Annotated in this window: 18 protein-coding genes; 9 read left to right on the top strand and 9 right to left on the bottom strand. The window is 62.0% G+C overall.

The features are described from left to right. Positions 1-4: 4 nt before the first annotated feature. The 3 genes from AC3EML_RS22240 to AC3EML_RS22230 all read right to left on the bottom strand — a co-directional run bounded on the left by AC3EML_RS22240 (position 5) and on the right by AC3EML_RS22230 (position 2,309). Positions 5-775, bottom strand: a complete 771-nt coding sequence (locus tag AC3EML_RS22240) for an RES family NAD+ phosphorylase (RefSeq protein ID WP_352520447.1) — start codon at positions 773-775, stop codon at positions 5-7. Next, positions 735-1,133 carry an MbcA/ParS/Xre antitoxin family protein gene (locus tag AC3EML_RS22235; protein ID WP_023818162.1) on the bottom strand — a complete coding sequence of 133 codons (399 nt, stop codon included), beginning with the start codon at positions 1,131-1,133 and terminating at the stop codon, positions 735-737. The genes AC3EML_RS22240 and AC3EML_RS22235 overlap by 41 nt, the downstream gene beginning before the upstream one ends. Positions 1,134-1,238: 105 nt before the next feature. Continuing rightward, entirely contained in the window at positions 1,239-2,309 is a 1,071-nt protein-coding gene (locus AC3EML_RS22230; RefSeq protein WP_023681555.1) for a GGDEF domain-containing protein, read from the bottom strand. A gap of 338 nt (positions 2,310-2,647) precedes the next feature. Between AC3EML_RS22230 and AC3EML_RS22225 the strand changes: the two genes are divergently transcribed. The 3 genes from AC3EML_RS22225 (at position 2,648) to AC3EML_RS22215 (ending at position 4,133) form a co-directional block, all read left to right on the top strand. Then, entirely contained in the window at positions 2,648-3,067 is a 420-nt protein-coding gene (locus AC3EML_RS22225) for a GFA family protein (protein ID WP_023667555.1), read from the top strand. A 75-nt stretch (positions 3,068-3,142) separates the two neighbouring features. Next, complete coding sequence (locus AC3EML_RS22220; protein ID WP_023667554.1) at positions 3,143-3,502, top strand: diacylglycerol kinase; 360 nt, start codon at positions 3,143-3,145, stop codon at positions 3,500-3,502. Positions 3,503-3,545: 43 nt separating this feature from the next. After that, positions 3,546-4,133, top strand: coding sequence for a hemerythrin domain-containing protein (locus AC3EML_RS22215; protein WP_352520446.1), 588 nt, complete (start codon positions 3,546-3,548; stop codon positions 4,131-4,133). Positions 4,134-4,136: 3 nt separating this feature from the next. On the opposite strand, the gene AC3EML_RS22210 is transcribed toward AC3EML_RS22215, so the two are convergent. Together AC3EML_RS22210 and AC3EML_RS22205 are read right to left on the bottom strand one after the other, a co-directional pair. Continuing rightward, positions 4,137-4,745: a DedA family protein gene (locus AC3EML_RS22210; RefSeq protein WP_352520445.1), complete on the bottom strand. Its 609-nt coding sequence runs from the start codon at positions 4,743-4,745 to the stop codon at positions 4,137-4,139. Continuing rightward, positions 4,742-5,305 carry a DUF1003 domain-containing protein gene (locus AC3EML_RS22205; protein ID WP_023691179.1) on the bottom strand — a complete coding sequence of 188 codons (564 nt, stop codon included), beginning with the start codon at positions 5,303-5,305 and terminating at the stop codon, positions 4,742-4,744. The genes AC3EML_RS22210 and AC3EML_RS22205 overlap by 4 nt, the downstream gene beginning before the upstream one ends. A gap of 91 nt (positions 5,306-5,396) precedes the next feature. Here AC3EML_RS22205 and AC3EML_RS22200 point away from each other — a divergent pair, with 91 nt between their 5' ends. From AC3EML_RS22200 to AC3EML_RS22180, 5 genes are all read left to right on the top strand, one after another. After that, positions 5,397-6,113: a DNA-3-methyladenine glycosylase I gene (locus AC3EML_RS22200; RefSeq protein WP_352520444.1), complete on the top strand. Its 717-nt coding sequence runs from the start codon at positions 5,397-5,399 to the stop codon at positions 6,111-6,113. Positions 6,114-6,175: 62 nt separating this feature from the next. Beyond that, positions 6,176-7,891, top strand: coding sequence for an NAD+ synthase (locus AC3EML_RS22195; protein ID WP_023667549.1), 1,716 nt, complete (start codon positions 6,176-6,178; stop codon positions 7,889-7,891). A gap of 34 nt (positions 7,892-7,925) precedes the next feature. Then, complete coding sequence (locus tag AC3EML_RS22190; protein ID WP_023695413.1) at positions 7,926-8,810, top strand: SPFH domain-containing protein; 885 nt, start codon at positions 7,926-7,928, stop codon at positions 8,808-8,810. A gap of 1,033 nt (positions 8,811-9,843) precedes the next feature. Beyond that, a complete protein-coding gene (locus AC3EML_RS22185; protein WP_023825636.1) occupies positions 9,844-10,254 on the top strand; it encodes a GNAT family N-acetyltransferase in 411 nt (136 codons plus the stop codon). 389 nt (positions 10,255-10,643) lie between these two features. Continuing rightward, the gene (locus tag AC3EML_RS22180) at positions 10,644-12,449 is read left to right on the top strand and encodes an ABC transporter ATP-binding protein (RefSeq protein ID WP_352520443.1); all 1,806 of its coding nucleotides are present in this window, start codon (positions 10,644-10,646) and stop codon (positions 12,447-12,449) included. Between the two features lie 43 nt (positions 12,450-12,492). Here the strand turns inward: AC3EML_RS22180 and AC3EML_RS22175 are convergent, their stop codons facing one another. The 3 genes from AC3EML_RS22175 to AC3EML_RS22165 are packed head-to-tail and all read right to left on the bottom strand — an operon-like array spanning position 12,493 to position 13,707. Continuing rightward, positions 12,493-12,906: a GFA family protein gene (locus AC3EML_RS22175; RefSeq protein ID WP_352520442.1), complete on the bottom strand. Its 414-nt coding sequence runs from the start codon at positions 12,904-12,906 to the stop codon at positions 12,493-12,495. Positions 12,907-12,925: 19 nt separating this feature from the next. Further along, the gene (locus AC3EML_RS22170) at positions 12,926-13,390 is read right to left on the bottom strand and encodes an SRPBCC family protein (RefSeq protein WP_023688339.1); all 465 of its coding nucleotides are present in this window, start codon (positions 13,388-13,390) and stop codon (positions 12,926-12,928) included. Then, positions 13,387-13,707 (bottom strand): ArsR/SmtB family transcription factor, encoded by a 321-nt coding sequence (locus AC3EML_RS22165; RefSeq protein ID WP_023830677.1) that lies wholly within the window; start codon positions 13,705-13,707, stop codon positions 13,387-13,389. The genes AC3EML_RS22170 and AC3EML_RS22165 overlap by 4 nt, the downstream gene beginning before the upstream one ends. 339 nt (positions 13,708-14,046) lie before the next feature. On the opposite strand from AC3EML_RS22165, the gene AC3EML_RS22160 reads away from it, so the two are divergent. Further along, complete coding sequence (locus AC3EML_RS22160) at positions 14,047-14,637, top strand: flavodoxin family protein (RefSeq protein WP_023805291.1); 591 nt, start codon at positions 14,047-14,049, stop codon at positions 14,635-14,637. A 133-nt stretch (positions 14,638-14,770) separates the two neighbouring features. Here the strand turns inward: AC3EML_RS22160 and AC3EML_RS22155 are convergent, their stop codons facing one another. Further along, on the bottom strand, positions 14,771-15,268 hold the full coding sequence (locus tag AC3EML_RS22155) for an NUDIX hydrolase (RefSeq protein WP_023667541.1): 498 nt from the start codon (positions 15,266-15,268) through the stop codon (positions 14,771-14,773). Positions 15,269-15,400: the final 132 nt, after the last annotated feature.

The raw sequence follows: 15,400 nt of genomic DNA, 5'->3' as shown, positions 1-15,400 counted from the left end.
TTGATCAACGCCCGCGTTCCCAGCGCAATCCGTTGAGCCGGGGATCATTGGCGAAGGCGGTTCTGGAAAACTCGATGCGCCTTTCCGGAAATTCGCAGATCCCCTGGACGCCGAGGGAGCCTAGCCGGATGCGCCATGTGTGCGGCTCCAGCGGCTTGGCCTTGGTAAAGCCGCGGCATGTCAGCAGCGCCACATTGACGCCCTTCGGGTCGCGCGCCGAACGGTAACGGATCGCCTCCAGCCCAGCCTCACGCGCGACATCGGCAATCGCCTGGCTGGCGGCATAGTCGGTCGGATGCGTCCAATGGGCCCGATCGCGGTCGAGCGGCGGCCGCGTCAGGTCGATGGCATTGTCGGTATGGATCGCGGCGGCGAAGGCGGTGTATTCGGCGGCGTCGCGCGGCCATGGCGTGTCGGGCGAATCGGCGAAGAACAACAGGCGGTAGAAGGCCATTTCGGCGACCGCCGTCATGATCGTCTCCGCGGCATAGTAGACACCCAGGGTGCGGCCAGCGCGGCGGAAGCGCGAGCCGTAGGGATAGATCGAGCCGTAGCGGAAGGGCGTCGCCAGGAGATAGTGGAGATGCCGGCATTCCATGGGGATTTCCGGCTTGGTCTCCTCGATCAGATCCTCGAGCAGCGCCTGTTCGTCCAGCGTGTCGACGATCTTCAGCGTCGAGACGCGGTGCTGCGCCTCGACCATGCGCCAGTATTTGCCGTCGAGCCGGACGGCTTCAGACGAGAGCGCGTCGGGAGTCCAGATAGGCAATGACATCGACAAGCCCGGTAATGGTGAGGATCTTTTCAAGCGGGCTGCCATCGAACGCGGTATTGGCGTTCTTCAGCCATGCCCGGGCTATCGTCTCGTCACCGCCGACAATGGCGTCGAGCGAACGGAACAGCCGCACGAACAGCACCGCGAGTTCGAACGGCTTGGTGCCGCGCTCCAGCAGGAATTCCTGCCTGCGCATGCGTGAAACCGTGGCTTCCGAGACGCCGATGATCGACGCAAGCACCTTGGCGGTTATATCCAAGAGTTCGGCGGCGCGCAGCGTGGCCTTGGTCAGAACCGCGTTTTCGGCCGCCTTCGCGGTCAGATCAGGGGCGGCAGCATTGGGTTGTGTAACAGACATGGCCTCTCTCTTTCCATGGAAAATATAGTCCACGAAAATTCATATGGAAAGAGGCGGGATCCGATAAATTTGCCCGTGCCCGGGAATTGGCTGCACGCCGAAGCGTCAGTCTTTCTTGTATAGCAGCCAGTTCTTGCCGGTGCGGCCGGCCATTGTCGAGTGCCGGGTGACGCGGTTGCGCCCGCCAACCTTGGAGCGGTAGAGCGCCCGGTCCGCCTTGGTGTAGAGATCCTCCGGGCTTTCCGCTTCGGAAGCCATGCAGATGCCCATGGAAACGGTCACCGTGCCGTAATTGGCGCCGGTCTGGCTGCTGGTGAACGGCGTCTGTTCGATCAGCACGCGGATGCGTTCGGCGATCTCGTAAGTGGTATCCTCGCTGGCGCCCTCGACGATCAGCGCGAATTCCTCCCCGCCGGTGCGGGCAACGAACATGTCTTCACGGATGCTGGTCTGGAAGATTTCAGCGACGATCTGGATGATCTTGTCGCCGACCGGGTGGCCGTAGCGATCGTTGACACCCTTGAAATGGTCGATGTCGGCAAGGATCAGGGCGTTGAACAGGATCCCCTTGTTGGAGGTGTAAATCGCCGTGATTTGCTTGTCGAAGGCGCGGCGGTTCCAGATATGGGTCAAGGGGTCGGTGTCGGCGAGCCGCTTGTACTCCTCAAGCTTCGACTTGACGCTCTCCAGTTCCGCCGTCTTGTCGCTCAGCGTGGTTGCAACCTGCTTGCCGTGGTCGAGGGTCGAGTTGGTGGCCGCCGCCATGGCGCTGGCGACCTTCTGCAGCAGATCCTGCGAAAGCAGGCTGCGGTTGGCGAGGCCACTCGATGTCTCATCGAGGATCTTGCCGTATTTCTCGATATGGCTACGTTCGCTGCGCAGCAGCAAGGCGATGTCCTCGAGTTCCCTGGCCAGCACGTCGCGCGCCTGCTCGACAATGCCGGGACCGTGATGCTGGGCAAAGAAAGCGCGGCCGATGCGGTCGAGATCGTCCTGCGTCGGCTGGTTGCCGAGCGCGACGACGGCCAGGCCGAGTTCGCGATTGGTGCCTTTCAGTGCTTCGTAGAAGATTTCGTAATTGCGCGGCAGGCCAAGCACGCCGAGCTGACGCATGGTCGCCACAACGGCTGTTGCAATGTCGCTGTTTCGGTCGGTCTGGACGGCTGCCGGCTGCATGTTCTGTTCACTCTGCCTCTGGGAACCATCGCAGACCGTGCGAGATGCCGCCGACCGGAGAGTGCCAGCCGTATTTCGGATCATCCTGCGAAAGACACGTCCCCAATCGCGACATTCGCTTGGCAACGACCATAGATGCGCCGGCGCTAAAGTTTCCTTAATGTGCCGCCAGGTAACGCGTCCGTTCTACCGCAGGCTGCAGAAATGGTTTGCAAAGATCCTGAGGTCAGGTCCGAACACGCCCACCCCATGTCGCATTTGCCGGTGCCCGGCTGCGGCAAAACTGAAATCCTCTCGGCCAGCGGCGAAGCCGTGGACGATGGCTGGTGGAGGTAGGGATGAGCAACAACCACAGCGGATCTTGCCTGTGTGGAGCCGTGCGTTTCCAGACGCGAGGGCCGTTGCGCGGCGTCATTTATTGCCACTGTTCGCAGTGCCGCAAGCAGAGCGGGCATTTTTACGCCGCGACCAACGTCGCCGACGGCGACATCACGATAACCGGCGCCGACAACATCAGCTGGTACGAATCGTCTTCCTTTGCCAAGCGCGGCTTTTGCAAGATCTGCGGCTCGGTGCTGTTCTGGAAGCCGGGTCAGGATGCCTATGTCTCAGTTCTGGCCGGATCGTTCGACAACCCGACCGGGCTCGAAGGCCAATGCCACATCTTTGTCGGCGACAAGGGCGACTACTATACGATCGACGATGGACTGCCGCAGTTCGAGAAGTCGACGCCGACGATCAAGGTTGCGGAGGAGTGATTTTGCGGCGGCTGCCTTATTCCCTTGATCCAGCCATTGCGATATCCCCTGCCGGTGATTCGAAGGGGATGCGGCATGCAGCGGCTGATCGGTGCTTACTTCAATTCTGTGCGAGCCTTTCGCAAGCTCGCCGCCAGCGAAAGGGCATTTCAGCAGGAACTGATGCTGCTGGTGCTGGCGCTGCCGCTCGGCTGGTTCGTCTCGGTCTCGTGGCGCGGCTACGCGCTGTTGATCGGCGCGGTGCTGCTGCTCATCATGGTCGAAGTGCTGAACACCGGCATCGAGGCAGCCTGCGATGCCTTCAGTCGCGAGTTCAACGTCGACATCCAGCTCGCCAAGGACTGCGGCTCGCTGGCGGTGCTGATTTCGGTTGTTATCGTCGCCGGCGTCTGGGGAATCGCCCTCATCGAGCGCATCACGGGACTACCGATCTGATCTGAACGCTCCCATATGTTAGTCACCAAAGGAGACTGACGTCGTGGAAGCCAATTTTCTGCTGCTTGAAAGAGCCGGCCTGCCGGAAGACCTGCGCTGGCTGGCGGAAAAATATCCGCGCGAGACATGGCAGGGCCACGCCGACATCCACGGCATGGCAAACATGTGGCTGCAGCGGCACGACATGTTCCGAGAGCTGGGCGGCATGCTCACCAACGGCATTGGCGACTATCGCGAAGGCAGGCTGACGGCGCCGGATTTCGCGCGCTGGTTCGCGCCGCGGCTGAACCACTTTCTCGGCAATCTCGACGGCCACCACAATGTCGAGGACTACCAATATTTCCCGGCTTTCGCCAAGGCGGAGCCGCGCCTGAAGCGCGGCTTCGAAATCCTCGATGCCGACCATCACACCATTCATGAGGGGTTGGAGCGCAACGCCGAGACGGCGAACGCCTTCATCCGCACGCTCGAGGAGAGCGAGGACAGGCAACGCTTCGCCGCCGACGCCTATGCGGACGAGAACAGCCGGCTGATCGCCATGCTGAAGCGGCATCTGGCCGACGAGGAAGATCTCATCATCCCGCTGATCCTCGATCGCGGCGACCGGGCTCTGGTCGAGGACGACGACTGAACCTTACGATATGGTTTCGCTGTCGCGGGCGTCCTTGGCGCGCTCCTTGCCGGCGACGGTGCGGGCGATGAGCCAGGCAAGGATGGCGACACCCAGACCTATGGCAAGCGCGATCAGCAGCCGTTCGTGATGGAGCAGTGCCTTGCCTATCATCTGCTCGGCGCCGAGGCCGAAGACGTAGCCGATGCCGCAGAACAAAGCCGCCCAGACCAGCGACGACACCGCGTTGAGGATAACGAAGCGCGCTACCGAAATGCTGGCGAAACCGGCCGCGATGCCGCCGACCAGGCGCAGGCCATAGATGTAGCGGTTGGGCAGGACGAATATGTTGGGATGGGACGAGACGAGACGGTAGGCGTGGTTGAAGCCGGGCCTCGCCTTCAGTTTCAGCACCCTGGGATGGTCGGCAAAGCTGCGGCCGAGAATGAAGAAAAACGTGTCGCCGACGAAGGCGCCAATGGCGGCCGTGAGGAAAGCCTTCCAGAGGATGAAGACATGCTGATGGGCGAAGAAGCCGCCGAGGATGGCCGCACTTTCGCCTTCGGCGACACAGCCCAGGAAAACCGCGATCAACCCATATTGCTCGATGAGGTGATGGACGATCCCGGTCATTGAGAGGTTTGCCGGCCCGACAGTTTTTCGTCTATGCGGTTCACCTGTTCGGCCAGGCGCGCGATGTCCTCGCGCACGCCGATGATCTGGCTGTGGCGCAGTTCGTCCAGCTTTTCATGCAGAGCCATGATCTCGATCTCGGCCTTGAGGTTGACCTCATAGTCATGCGCGGCGTCGATGCGGTCGCGCGCGGCCTGTCGGTTCTGCGACATCATGATCACCGGCGCCTGCAGGGCGGCGATCATCGACAGCACCAGGTTGAGGAAGATGAAGGGGTAGGGGTCGAACGAGTCTCGCCCGAGCAGCCACCAATTGGCGCCGATCCACAGCACCAGGAAAGCAATGAAGGACAGGATGAACGTCCACGAGCCGCCGATGCGGGCAATGGCATCGGCGATCCGGTCGCCGGCGCCCTGAAGGCCGGTGAGGCTGTCGTTGATATCCTGCGAGATGGGCTTGCGGTCGACAGTGCTCTGCAACACCCGCCGCTCGAGCTCGCTGAGGCCCTCCGGCGTTCGCTTCAGCCAGCGGTTGGCCAGTTCTGGCACGGTTTTGTGCATGGATGTCTCCATAGGAAAAGCGTCGGCTTGGCAGCCTCGTTTGCATATAGGAAGATGGCGTTTCGTCAAAAGCGCGGCGCGAGGATGCAGGATGCCCGATTTCGCGAAGATTCGCGCCCGTGCTGCAAAACGCAAAGGCGGCGACGCGGTGCTGACCTCGCTGCTCGGGCCGGCGCCTGACAATGCTGCCGTTGCCGACATTACGGACGATCGCATCCTGTCGACGATGGCCGAGCGGGTGTTTGCCGCCGGCTTCGTCTGGCGCGTCATCGAACAGAAATGGCCGGGCTTCGAGGAAGCCTTTCTCCATTTCGACCCGAAACGGCTGTTGTTTCAACCTGATGACTTCTGGCACGACCTGACGGCTGATCAACGCATTGTGCGCAACCCGCAGAAGATCAAATCCGTCCGCGACAACGCCGCCTTCGTTGAGCGTGTGTCGAAGGAACATGGCGGTTTCGGCAAATTCCTCGCGGAGTGGCCTGACGACGACCAGGTCGGGCTGATGGCGTATCTCGGCAAGCATGGCAGCCGGCTTGGCGGCAACACCGGCCAGTATTTCCTGCGCTGGCTGCAATGGGACGCCTTCGTCATCTCGGCCGATATGGTCGCGGCTTTGCGTGACGCCGGCCTCGACATCGCGGAAAGTCCGACGTCGAAGAGGGATCTCGACAGGATTCAGGCGCAGATCAACAAATGGGCGCAGGAAACCGGCCTGCCGCGCCGGCACATTTCGCGCATTCTGGCGATGTCGATCGGAGAGAACCATTCGCCGCAATCGCTGCGCGAATATATGGGCGACGACTGATCACCGAATTGGTCCAAACGAACGCCATTGCTCGGGCAAATTTGCCGCGCTAAACCGCACAGATGACCCAGAAGACCGCACCCGATATTCTGCGCATCGCCGTTGCCCAGCTCAACCCGACGGTCGGCGATGTCGCCGGCAATCTTGCCAAGGCGCGCGAGGCGAGGGCGGATGCCGCCCGCCAGGGCGCCGACATCGTGCTCTACACCGAGCTTTTCCTTGCCGGTTATCCGCCGGAGGATCTGGTGCTGAAGCCGGCCTTCCTCAAGGTTTGCGAGAAGGCCGCTCAGGATTTCGCCGCGGATACCTCCGATGGCGGGCCGGGCGTCATCATCGGCACGCCGCTGAAGCGCAAGAGCGGCACCCACAATTCGATCATCGTCGCCGATGGCGGCAAGATCCTCGCCGAGCGCTACAAGCTCGATTTGCCAAACTATGGCGAGTTCGACGAGAAGCGCGTCTTCCAGGCCGGGCCCGAGGCTCAGGGACCCGTCAACTTCCGTGGTGTGCGCATCGGAATTCCGATCTGCGAGGACATCTGGGGCGACGTTGGCATCTGTGAAACCCTGGCCGAGAGCGGCGCGGAAATCCTGCTAGTGCCGAACGGCTCGCCCTACTACCGCGCCAAGATGGACGTGCGCCATCAGGTCGTTATCCGCCAGGTCATCGAGACCGGTTTGCCGATGATCTATGCCAATCAGATTGGCGGCCAGGATGAGCTGATCTTCGACGGCGCCTCTTTTGCCATCGGCGCCGACAAGACGCTCGCCTTCCAGATGAGCCAGTTCGAGGAAACTGTCGATGTCACCACCTGGAAGCGCAGCCGTGTCGCCGCAGGCGCGCAAAATGCAGATAACTCTGGCGGCTGGGTCTGCTCGGAAGGGCCGATGTCGAAAATCCCCGAGCGCGAAGAGGCGGACTACCGTGCCTGCATGCTGGGCCTGCGCGACTACGTCAACAAGAACGGCTTCAAGAACGTCGTGCTGGGTCTCTCCGGCGGCATCGATTCGGCGATCTGCGCCGCATTGGCCGTCGATGCGCTCGGCGAGGAGCGGCTGCGGGCGGTGATGATGCCCTACCGCTATACCTCGGAGGATTCGCTGAAGGATGCCGAGGATTGCGCCCGTGCGCTTGGCTGCCGCTATGACATCGTGCCGATCTTCGAACCGGTCGAGGGTTTCCTACACACGCTGGCGCAGCTTTTTGAAGGCACCAAGGAAGGCATCACCGAAGAGAATCTACAGAGCCGCGCGCGCGGCACGATCCTGATGGCGATTTCCAACAAGTTCGGCTCGATGGTCGTCACCACGGGCAACAAGAGCGAGATGTCGGTGGGCTACGCCACGCTTTATGGCGACATGAATGGCGGCTTCAACCCGATAAAAGACCTCTACAAGATGCAGGTCTATGCGCTGTCGCGCTGGCGCAACAGCCATGTGCCGCCGGGCGCGCTCGGTCCCTCAGGCGAGGTGATCCCCAGGAATATCATCGACAAGGCGCCGTCGGCGGAATTGCGCGAGAACCAGACCGACCAGGATTCGCTGCCGCCCTATCCGGTGCTGGACGACATTCTGGAATGCCTGGTCGAGAACGAAATGGGCGTCGACGACATCGTGGCGCGCGGCCACGACCGGGCGACGGTGACGCGCGTCGAACATTTGCTCTACATTGCCGAGTACAAACGCCGGCAAGCGGCGCCGGGTGTGAAGATCACCCGGAAGAATTTTGGCCGCGACCGCCGCTATCCCATCACCAACCGTTTCAGGGATCGCGGCTAAACATCTGATTAAATTGATGAACCTTGGGGGACGCATGTTTATCAGCTATTTCAAGGGAACACCTGAGTATCACATCCTGCGCTTCAAGAACGGCAAGATCAGGGAGCAGGGGCGCGGCATCTCCTTCTGGTACGGCACGTTCGGCACCACGATAGCGATGGTGCCGGTGACGTCGCTCGATAACCCCTTCATCTTCACCGAGACGACGGCGAATTTCCAGGATCTGGCAATCCAGGGGTCGGTCAGCTACCGCATCATCGATCCACTCAAGGCAGCCGAAGGTTTTGATTTCAGCGCCAAGCTCAGCCGTGCCGACGTCGTCGGCGACGGCCGGGAGAAGATCGCCGAGCGCCTGGTGCTTGCGATACAGAGCCGCGCCCGCGCGGTGGTTTCGAGCATGACGCTGGAACAGGCGCTGGCCGAGGTGACCAAGCTCGGTGGCAATCTCGCCGAACTCCTGCGCAACGATCCGATTGCCGCGACCGCCGGCCTGTCGATCGAGGAGGTTCACATCACCTCGGTCCAGCCGACGCCGGAGATCCGCAAGGCGCTCCAGACCGAATATCGCGAGGCGCTGCAGCGCCAGGCCGATGCCGCGATCTATGGGCGCCGTGCCTGGGGCGTGGAGAAGGAGCGCGAGATCAAGCAGAGCGAGCTGGCGACCGAAATCGAGCTTGCCGAACGCAACAAGCTGCTGGTCGATACCGAGGCGCGCAACAAGCTGACGCTTGCCGAGGCGGAAGCCAAGGCCCAACAGCTCGAACTCACCGTCTATTCGTCGGCGCCGGCGCACGTGCTCACGGCGATGGCCTTCAAGGCCTGGGCGGAAAAGGGCGGTTCGGTCGGCAATCTGTCGATCACGCCTGATATGCTCACCAGCGCGCTCAGCCAGCTTTCCACTCCGAAAGCCGGGTCCTGAAAGGCAAGCTCGGGTGGCAAGCGACCAGAGCGGCAGGCCGATCGACCGGGTGATCGTCGTCACCCGCAAGACCGAGCTGGAGGAGCTGACGACGCGCTTCAACACGCAGGGACAGGCGCGCTTTTATCTCCGGCAGGCCGGCATGAATTTCGACCCGGTCAAGGCGGCGCATGACGTCTATCACCAGGCGCTCGACCGGGTGATGGGTTCGCTTCCCCAAGGCCTCAAACAGTTGCGGCTCGACCGCGAACTGGTCCCGCAGTTCGAATTCGGCTCCGACGCGGTGATCGCGCTCGGTCAGGACGGGCTGGTGTCCAACACCGCGAAGTACCTCCCGTACCAGCCGCTGATCGGCATCAACCCGAACCCGGCGCTTTTCGACGGCGTGTTGCTGCCGTGGAATGCCGACGATACCGAAAAGGTCCTCGGCCTGACGATCGCCGGCAAGGCGAAGCGCCAGGCGGTGGTGATGGCCGAAGCGCGCTCCAATGACGGACGCCGGCTGATCGCCTTCAACGATCTGTTCGTTGGCGCCTCGACGCATGTCTCGGCGCGTTACGAGTTGACCTATGGCGGCAGGACCGAGCGCCAGTCGTCGAGCGGCATTATCATCTCCACGGGCGCCGGCTCTACCGGCTGGCTGCGCTCGGTTATGGCGGGCGCCGCGGGACTGGCCGCGGCCTATGGTGACAACTCCGTGCCGACCGTGCCGCCGCAAGGCTATGACCGCGAAGGCGAACAGCTGTTCTTTTCGGTGCGCGAACCGTTTCCGAGCAACACGACCGGCGTGTCGCTTGTGCATGGCGTCATCACCCGCGACCGGCCGCTGGTGGTTTCTTCGCGGCAGAGCAGGGGCGGCGTCATCTTCAGCGACGGGATGGAGCTCGATTTCGTCGAGTTCAATTCCGGCACCGACGTGACCATCGCATCGCCGACCAGAAGGCCTATCTCGTGGTGCCATAAGCGCGCCACGTGGGCAGCCAAATCACCGGCCGGACTGAATTCGGCCGCCCTCCATTCTTTGCGAGGCACCATGCCCGACTGTGAGATCAGCTTCGACATGTCACGGATCAATTTCCGGGCGACCTCCGACCTGTTGATGGCAAGTTATTGGGGCGCCGGCCGCAGCGATGAGTTTCATCGCCGCGCCTTTGCCAACTCGTTCTGCACCGCGGCCTATATCGACGGGAACCAAGTCGGTTTTGGCCGGGCCATCACCGACCGTACGGTGTTTGCCTATCTCGCCGACATCATCATCTGGCCGCAGCATCGCGGCCAAGGCATTGGCTTGCAACTGGTGCAGGCGCTCATCGACCACCCTGAACTCAGCACGGTCTCGCACTGGAGCCTGTCGACCAGTGACGCGCATGGCCTTTATGAGAAGCTGGGCTTCAAGGCATCAACCGACGGCCGCTACATGCGCCTCGATCGCAACCCGGAATGACGCATAGCGAGGGGGGTTGACCGGCTGTTGTTGCAAAATAACCTCACTGGTTGGACCAGTTACGCTTTGCCACGTGCCCGGCCTTGGCGATCCTTCATGGCGTCTCTATAAGGACCTCTCCGCAAGTGTCTTGCGGGAGGTCTGAATGGCAGTATTTCACATGGTAATGCGAGGCCGCGAAGCCTAGGTCTCACCTGGCGTCCGGCGAAGGTTTGTCCTTCGCGCCGATGCCGGGTCGAGTACAGGCTTCTGCCGATGCCGGTCGCCACCCGACGAATCGGGCGCGCCGCCACCTATGCCGAACCTCCGCAGCCCCGGGCGAATTGCCCAGCGCGGTTTTCAATTTCAGACCTTACCGGGACCGGGCAGATTTGCGCCCGGATGACAATATGGCTCGTTTCCGAATCGATCTGCGTGCAAGCGCCTTTCGCAGCGTTCTTGGCTTCACGCTCAGCCACTGGCGGCGCCAGCCGTGGCGGCTTTCGCTGATCATGGGCAGCTTCCTGCTGTCGACCCTGGCCGACGTCTTGACGCCGCTCTATTCCGGCCGGCTGGTCGACGCCGTCGCCAGCAGTGCGTTGGCTGACGATGTCGCGTGGAACGCGGCAATGGCGGCGTTCTTCGCGCTCATCGCTTTGGCGCTGACCGGCGTGGTGCTGCGCAACCTCGCCTTCATGGGCATTGTCGAGCTGACGCTGAAGATGATGGCCGACATCGCCGCCGACGCGTTCTATCGCGTGCAGCGCTTCTCAACCGACTGGCACGCCAATAGCTTTGCCGGATCGACGGTGCGCAAGGTTACGCGCGGCATGTGGGCTCTCGACCTGCTCAACGACACCATCCTGATTGCGTTGCTGCCGTCGGTCGCCATGCTGGTCGGCTCGACGTTGCTGCTCGGCTGGTTCTGGCCGCTGATGGGGCTGGTCGTGGCAGTCGGCTCGCTGCTGTTCATCACCGTGACGGCGCTGCTGTCGCTCGGCTATGTCGCGCCCGCGGCACGGCTCGCCAACAGCTGGGATACGCGGCTTGGCGGCTCGCTTGCCGATGCCGTGAGCTGCAATGCCGTGGTCAAGGGTTTCGGCGCCGAGACGCGCGAGGAAACGCGGCTTGCCAAGGTCGTCGCCAAATGGCGCGCGCGGACCAGCCGCACCTGGGTGCGCGGCACCATCAACGGCACGACGCAAGGCGCCATGCTGCTGGTGCTGCGGACGGCAGTAATCGGCCTGTCGCTGATGCTGTGGGCCTGGGGCCAGGCAAGTGCGGGCGATGTCGCCTTCGTGCTGACCTCGTTCTTCGTGCTGCAGGGCTACCTCAGGGACATCGGCACGCATATCCGCAATTTGCAGCGTTCGGTCAACGACATGGAGGAACTGGTCGATTTCCAGTCGCAACCGCTCGGCGTCGAGGACCGGCCCGGCGCCAAGCCGATCCGGATCACGCATGGCCACATCGCCTTCGATAACGTCACCTTCCACTATGGTAGCCATCGCTTGCCGCTCTACCGCGACTTTTCGGTGGAGATAGCGGCGGGCGAGCGGGTCGGACTGGTCGGCCATTCCGGCTCGGGCAAGACGACCTTCGTGAAGCTGATCCAGCGTCTCTATGATGTCAGCGGCGGCAGGATCCTGATCGATGGCCAAGACATCTCCCAGGTTGCACAGGCGTCGCTGCGCGCGCAGATTGCCATCGTCCAGCAGGAGCCCATCCTGTTCCACCGCTCGCTGGCGGAAAACATCGCCTATGCCCGTCCGGACGCCACGCAGGCCGAGATCGAGCATGCCGCCAAGCTCGCCAGCGCGCACGACTTCATCACCGGCCTGCCGAAGGGCTACGGCACGCTGGTCGGTGAACGCGGCGTGAAACTGTCGGGCGGCGAGCGCCAGCGGGTGGCGATCGCGCGCGCCTTCCTGGCGGATGCGCGCATCCTGATCCTGGACGAGGCGACATCGAGCCTCGATTCGGAATCGGAAGTGCTGATCCAGCAGGCGATGGAGCGGCTGATGGTTGGCCGCACGACGCTGGTCATCGCGCACCGTCTGTCGACGGTGCGGGCGCTGGACAGGCTGCTCGTGTTCGACCGTGGCAAGATCGTCGAGGAAGGCTCGCATGACGAGCTGATCCGGCTGAAGGGCGGCATCTACCGCCGCCTGTTCGAGCGGCAGGCGCTGGAACTGACCAAGGGCCTGGTGATCTGAGCTGAACGCAGAGCCCTATCCGAGGGATAGGGCTCTGCCTGGTTCATCCAGGCATTCGCTCGAATGGCTGAAGCGCTGGGTCGATCGTGTCCCAGACGTGGCCGCGCACGGTGTAGGTGACCGCCTGCGGGTCGAACTGGCCGGGATCGTCGAGGCTCGTGGCCTGGATCGCCGTCACCTCCGGCATGGCGACGAACGTTACGTAGACCGGCGTGCCGCAGGTCGGGCAAAAGGCCTGGGCTTTTTCATTGCCGCTGTCGGCGATCATCCGCCATGTGCTCGGCTCGCCGGTGATCTTTACGTCAGCGCGCCGGCCGAAGGTCACATAGGAACAATGGCCAGTACCGCTGCGCTTTTGGCAATCGAGGCATTGGCAGTGGTTCTGAAAGATCGGCTCGCCGCTGGCCTCATAGCGGATCGCGCCGCAGGCGCAGCCGCCGGTAAAGTGCTTGGTCATCATCGTTCTCCGCGGTGCTTCAGGCCGATTTCGGCTTGGCGAACAGGTCGATGCCTGTGCCGGTTTCGAGGAAGGATTTCATGCTGGACAGCACGGCCGGCCAACCCTGGCTGATGCCCTTGGCCATGCCGCTCCCGGCTTCGAGCTCGTCATGGCTGACGGTCAGCTTGACCATGGTGTCGTATTCCTCGATGGCGAACGTCACCTGGCTGTGCTTGGTCGGATCGTCGGCCTGCGAGGCGTTGGCCCAGCTCATGACCAGCCGGGTTGGCGGCGAGATTTCGACGACCTTGCCAACGAGTTCGACGGTCCGTTCGTCATTGGCGCGGATGTGTTCCCATTTCGAGCCGGGCTTCCAGTCGGAGACGTTTTCGTGGCCCCAGTAGCGCTTGGCGATATCGGGCCTGGTGATGGCTTCGAACACCTTTTGTGGCGTCGATCTGATGTAGGTCACGTAGACAAAACTGGTGGTTTCCCGGGTCATTGGTCGTCTCCTTCGAGTTCTTGTTTCAGGTCGTGCAGCAGGCTCAGCCGCTGCCGTTCGAATTTTCGCACCCACCGCTCGTAGACTTCGTGCAGCGGCACGGGGTTGATGAAATGCAGCTTCTCTCGGCCACGCTTGACCGTGCTGATCAGATTGGCCGCCTCCAGAAGATCGATGTGCTGGGTCGCGGATTGCCTTGCCATGTCGAGGTTTTCGCAAAGCTCGCCGAGCGTCTGGCCGTTCTTCTCACACAGAAGATCGAGCAGCCTTCTCCGGGTCGGGTCGCCCAGCGCTTTGAAAACCTTGTCGGCGTCCATCGGTCTCACTCATCTTGAAGATACAATATGCAGGTAAATACCTGCATGTCAAGCCGCAACCAATCGTAACCTGAAAGGGGAGGGTCTGTCCGATTGTACGACAAGTCGCGAACTTCAACGGCTGCTTCCGTTAGACTCTGCCCAAGAGCTCATTTCGTTTGGGGTAAAGGGCCATGGCTGGGGATTTGGGGATGGCTTTGGTGTCACGTATCGGGAGTGATCCGGAGAGTTCAGCCGTAAAGAGCAGTATCGTCGACTTTGAAGCCATCGTTGGGGATACTCAAAACTTCGCCCGTGCCGTTCGGCATCGAGCTGACACGCCTTACTAGGGATTCTCACATGGACAAAGCGACGACCATCATTGGAATAGACTGCAGCCCGCGCGCGTCCAGTAACTCAGGGCGGATGCTCGGCGAGGTTCTTCGCTCGCTGGAGAGAGAGCGGCGGGTGAAGGTCGTGGAACAGGTGCGCCTGGCCGATGAGCGTATCGACTGTCTCGGGTGCGAGCAGTGTTATCAAACGTTCGGATACCACTGCGACGGGATCGATCGTGTTCTGTCACTCATGAAAGAGTCGGACGTGATTCTGATGGCTACTCCCACCTGCTTCGGAATGCCGCCGGCCCTGGGCGTCGTCTTGCTCGACAGATCCGATCCCCTGTGGCGCGACGGACAACAGCTCAAAGGAAAACTCGGAGCGGTCATCGTCAACGGCGCCAGCGATCCCGCGGACGATCCGAGTGTGCGCCAATGCGCGGACAACATGGTCAAGCTTTTCGAACAGCACGAGATGCCTTGTGTCCAGCCGGTCCATTTGGGGGGAACGCTCGCGTATCCCGAGCAACGGTTTCCGGACCCGCTCCCCGCCGGGACGGCAGGCGTTCTCGAGCAATTGGCTGACGAGATCCGGCAGTGGGTCGGGGGCAGGTGATACCGGCACATCTCTTGTCGTCGATGTCGGATGGAGTCGGATCAATGGGCGCTGCGGGCGATACGTCGAATGGTATTGATGGGCAAGACCTGCGGGCGCATGGAAATGTGGCGCGGTCGCTGCGGAGTTGTGACTAGGCTCTAACGACGAACTTGTCGGGATCGGCGCAGAAATGGGCGATGATCTGGCAGAGGTCCGGCTCGTTGACCATGCGTACGGCCTCGGCCCCATTGACCCATTTGCGGGTGCGCGCGCGCTTTTCCTTCCAGCGGTCGGCAACGTGCTCGACCTGCAGCGGAAACACCAGCACTTCGCAAGGGACTTCCTCGCCGGACGCGAGGGCCTTGGCGTAGAAGTAACGACCGGCCTCGAAAAGCGAAATCTTGCCACGCAATCCGGCTTCCTCGCCCGCCTCGCGCGCCGCTGCCTCGCAGAGCGGCTCCCTGGCCTCGGGCCAGCCCTTCGGCAGCACCCAACGCCCGGTGTCTCGGCTGGTGATCAGCATGATCTCGACGCCGTCTTCGTTATTGCGCCATGGCAAAGCGGCAACCTGCAGGCGACAAGGCGAAGTGCCGAAGAGCTTGCGGACCCTTTCAGCCAGATGGTCGTGTGTCGCCGGTGTCGTCAGCATCAGTGAAAGCTACCCCAGCCCTCAGAATCGTTAGCCGCCGTATGAATCTTACCGACAAGTGTAAGTCTTAAAAGTAAAAAACATCACACCAACCGTCCAATCCGCCAACAGGCGTCGATTCGACAGAATAAT

Source organism: Mesorhizobium sp. P170090, from assembly GCF_057786115.1.
This window is presented reverse-complemented; position numbering and strand designations above follow the sequence as displayed.

Excerpts from the sequence above, each read along its gene's own strand:
- AC3EML_RS22240 (WP_352520447.1), bottom strand. The coding sequence starts at position 775 with ATGTCATTGCCTATCTGGACTCCCGACGCGCTCTCGTCTGAAGCCGTC.
- AC3EML_RS22235 (WP_023818162.1), bottom strand. The coding sequence starts at position 1,133 with ATGTCTGTTACACAACCCAATGCTGCCGCCCCTGATCTGACCGCGAAG.
- AC3EML_RS22230 (WP_023681555.1), bottom strand. The coding sequence starts at position 2,309 with ATGCAGCCGGCAGCCGTCCAGACCGACCGAAACAGCGACATTGCAACA.
- AC3EML_RS22225 (WP_023667555.1), top strand. The coding sequence starts at position 2,648 with ATGAGCAACAACCACAGCGGATCTTGCCTGTGTGGAGCCGTGCGTTTC.
- AC3EML_RS22220 (WP_023667554.1), top strand. The coding sequence starts at position 3,143 with ATGCAGCGGCTGATCGGTGCTTACTTCAATTCTGTGCGAGCCTTTCGC.
- AC3EML_RS22210 (WP_352520445.1), bottom strand. The coding sequence starts at position 4,745 with ATGACCGGGATCGTCCATCACCTCATCGAGCAATATGGGTTGATCGCG.
- AC3EML_RS22205 (WP_023691179.1), bottom strand. The coding sequence starts at position 5,305 with ATGCACAAAACCGTGCCAGAACTGGCCAACCGCTGGCTGAAGCGAACG.
- AC3EML_RS22200 (WP_352520444.1), top strand. The coding sequence starts at position 5,397 with ATGCCCGATTTCGCGAAGATTCGCGCCCGTGCTGCAAAACGCAAAGGC.
- AC3EML_RS22195 (WP_023667549.1), top strand. The coding sequence starts at position 6,176 with ATGACCCAGAAGACCGCACCCGATATTCTGCGCATCGCCGTTGCCCAG.
- AC3EML_RS22190 (WP_023695413.1), top strand. The coding sequence starts at position 7,926 with ATGTTTATCAGCTATTTCAAGGGAACACCTGAGTATCACATCCTGCGC.
- AC3EML_RS22185 (WP_023825636.1), top strand. The coding sequence starts at position 9,844 with ATGCCCGACTGTGAGATCAGCTTCGACATGTCACGGATCAATTTCCGG.
- AC3EML_RS22180 (WP_352520443.1), top strand. The coding sequence starts at position 10,644 with ATGGCTCGTTTCCGAATCGATCTGCGTGCAAGCGCCTTTCGCAGCGTT.
- AC3EML_RS22175 (WP_352520442.1), bottom strand. The coding sequence starts at position 12,906 with ATGACCAAGCACTTTACCGGCGGCTGCGCCTGCGGCGCGATCCGCTAT.
- AC3EML_RS22170 (WP_023688339.1), bottom strand. The coding sequence starts at position 13,390 with ATGACCCGGGAAACCACCAGTTTTGTCTACGTGACCTACATCAGATCG.
- AC3EML_RS22165 (WP_023830677.1), bottom strand. The coding sequence starts at position 13,707 with ATGGACGCCGACAAGGTTTTCAAAGCGCTGGGCGACCCGACCCGGAGA.
- AC3EML_RS22160 (WP_023805291.1), top strand. The coding sequence starts at position 14,047 with ATGGACAAAGCGACGACCATCATTGGAATAGACTGCAGCCCGCGCGCG.
- AC3EML_RS22155 (WP_023667541.1), bottom strand. The coding sequence starts at position 15,268 with ATGCTGACGACACCGGCGACACACGACCATCTGGCTGAAAGGGTCCGC.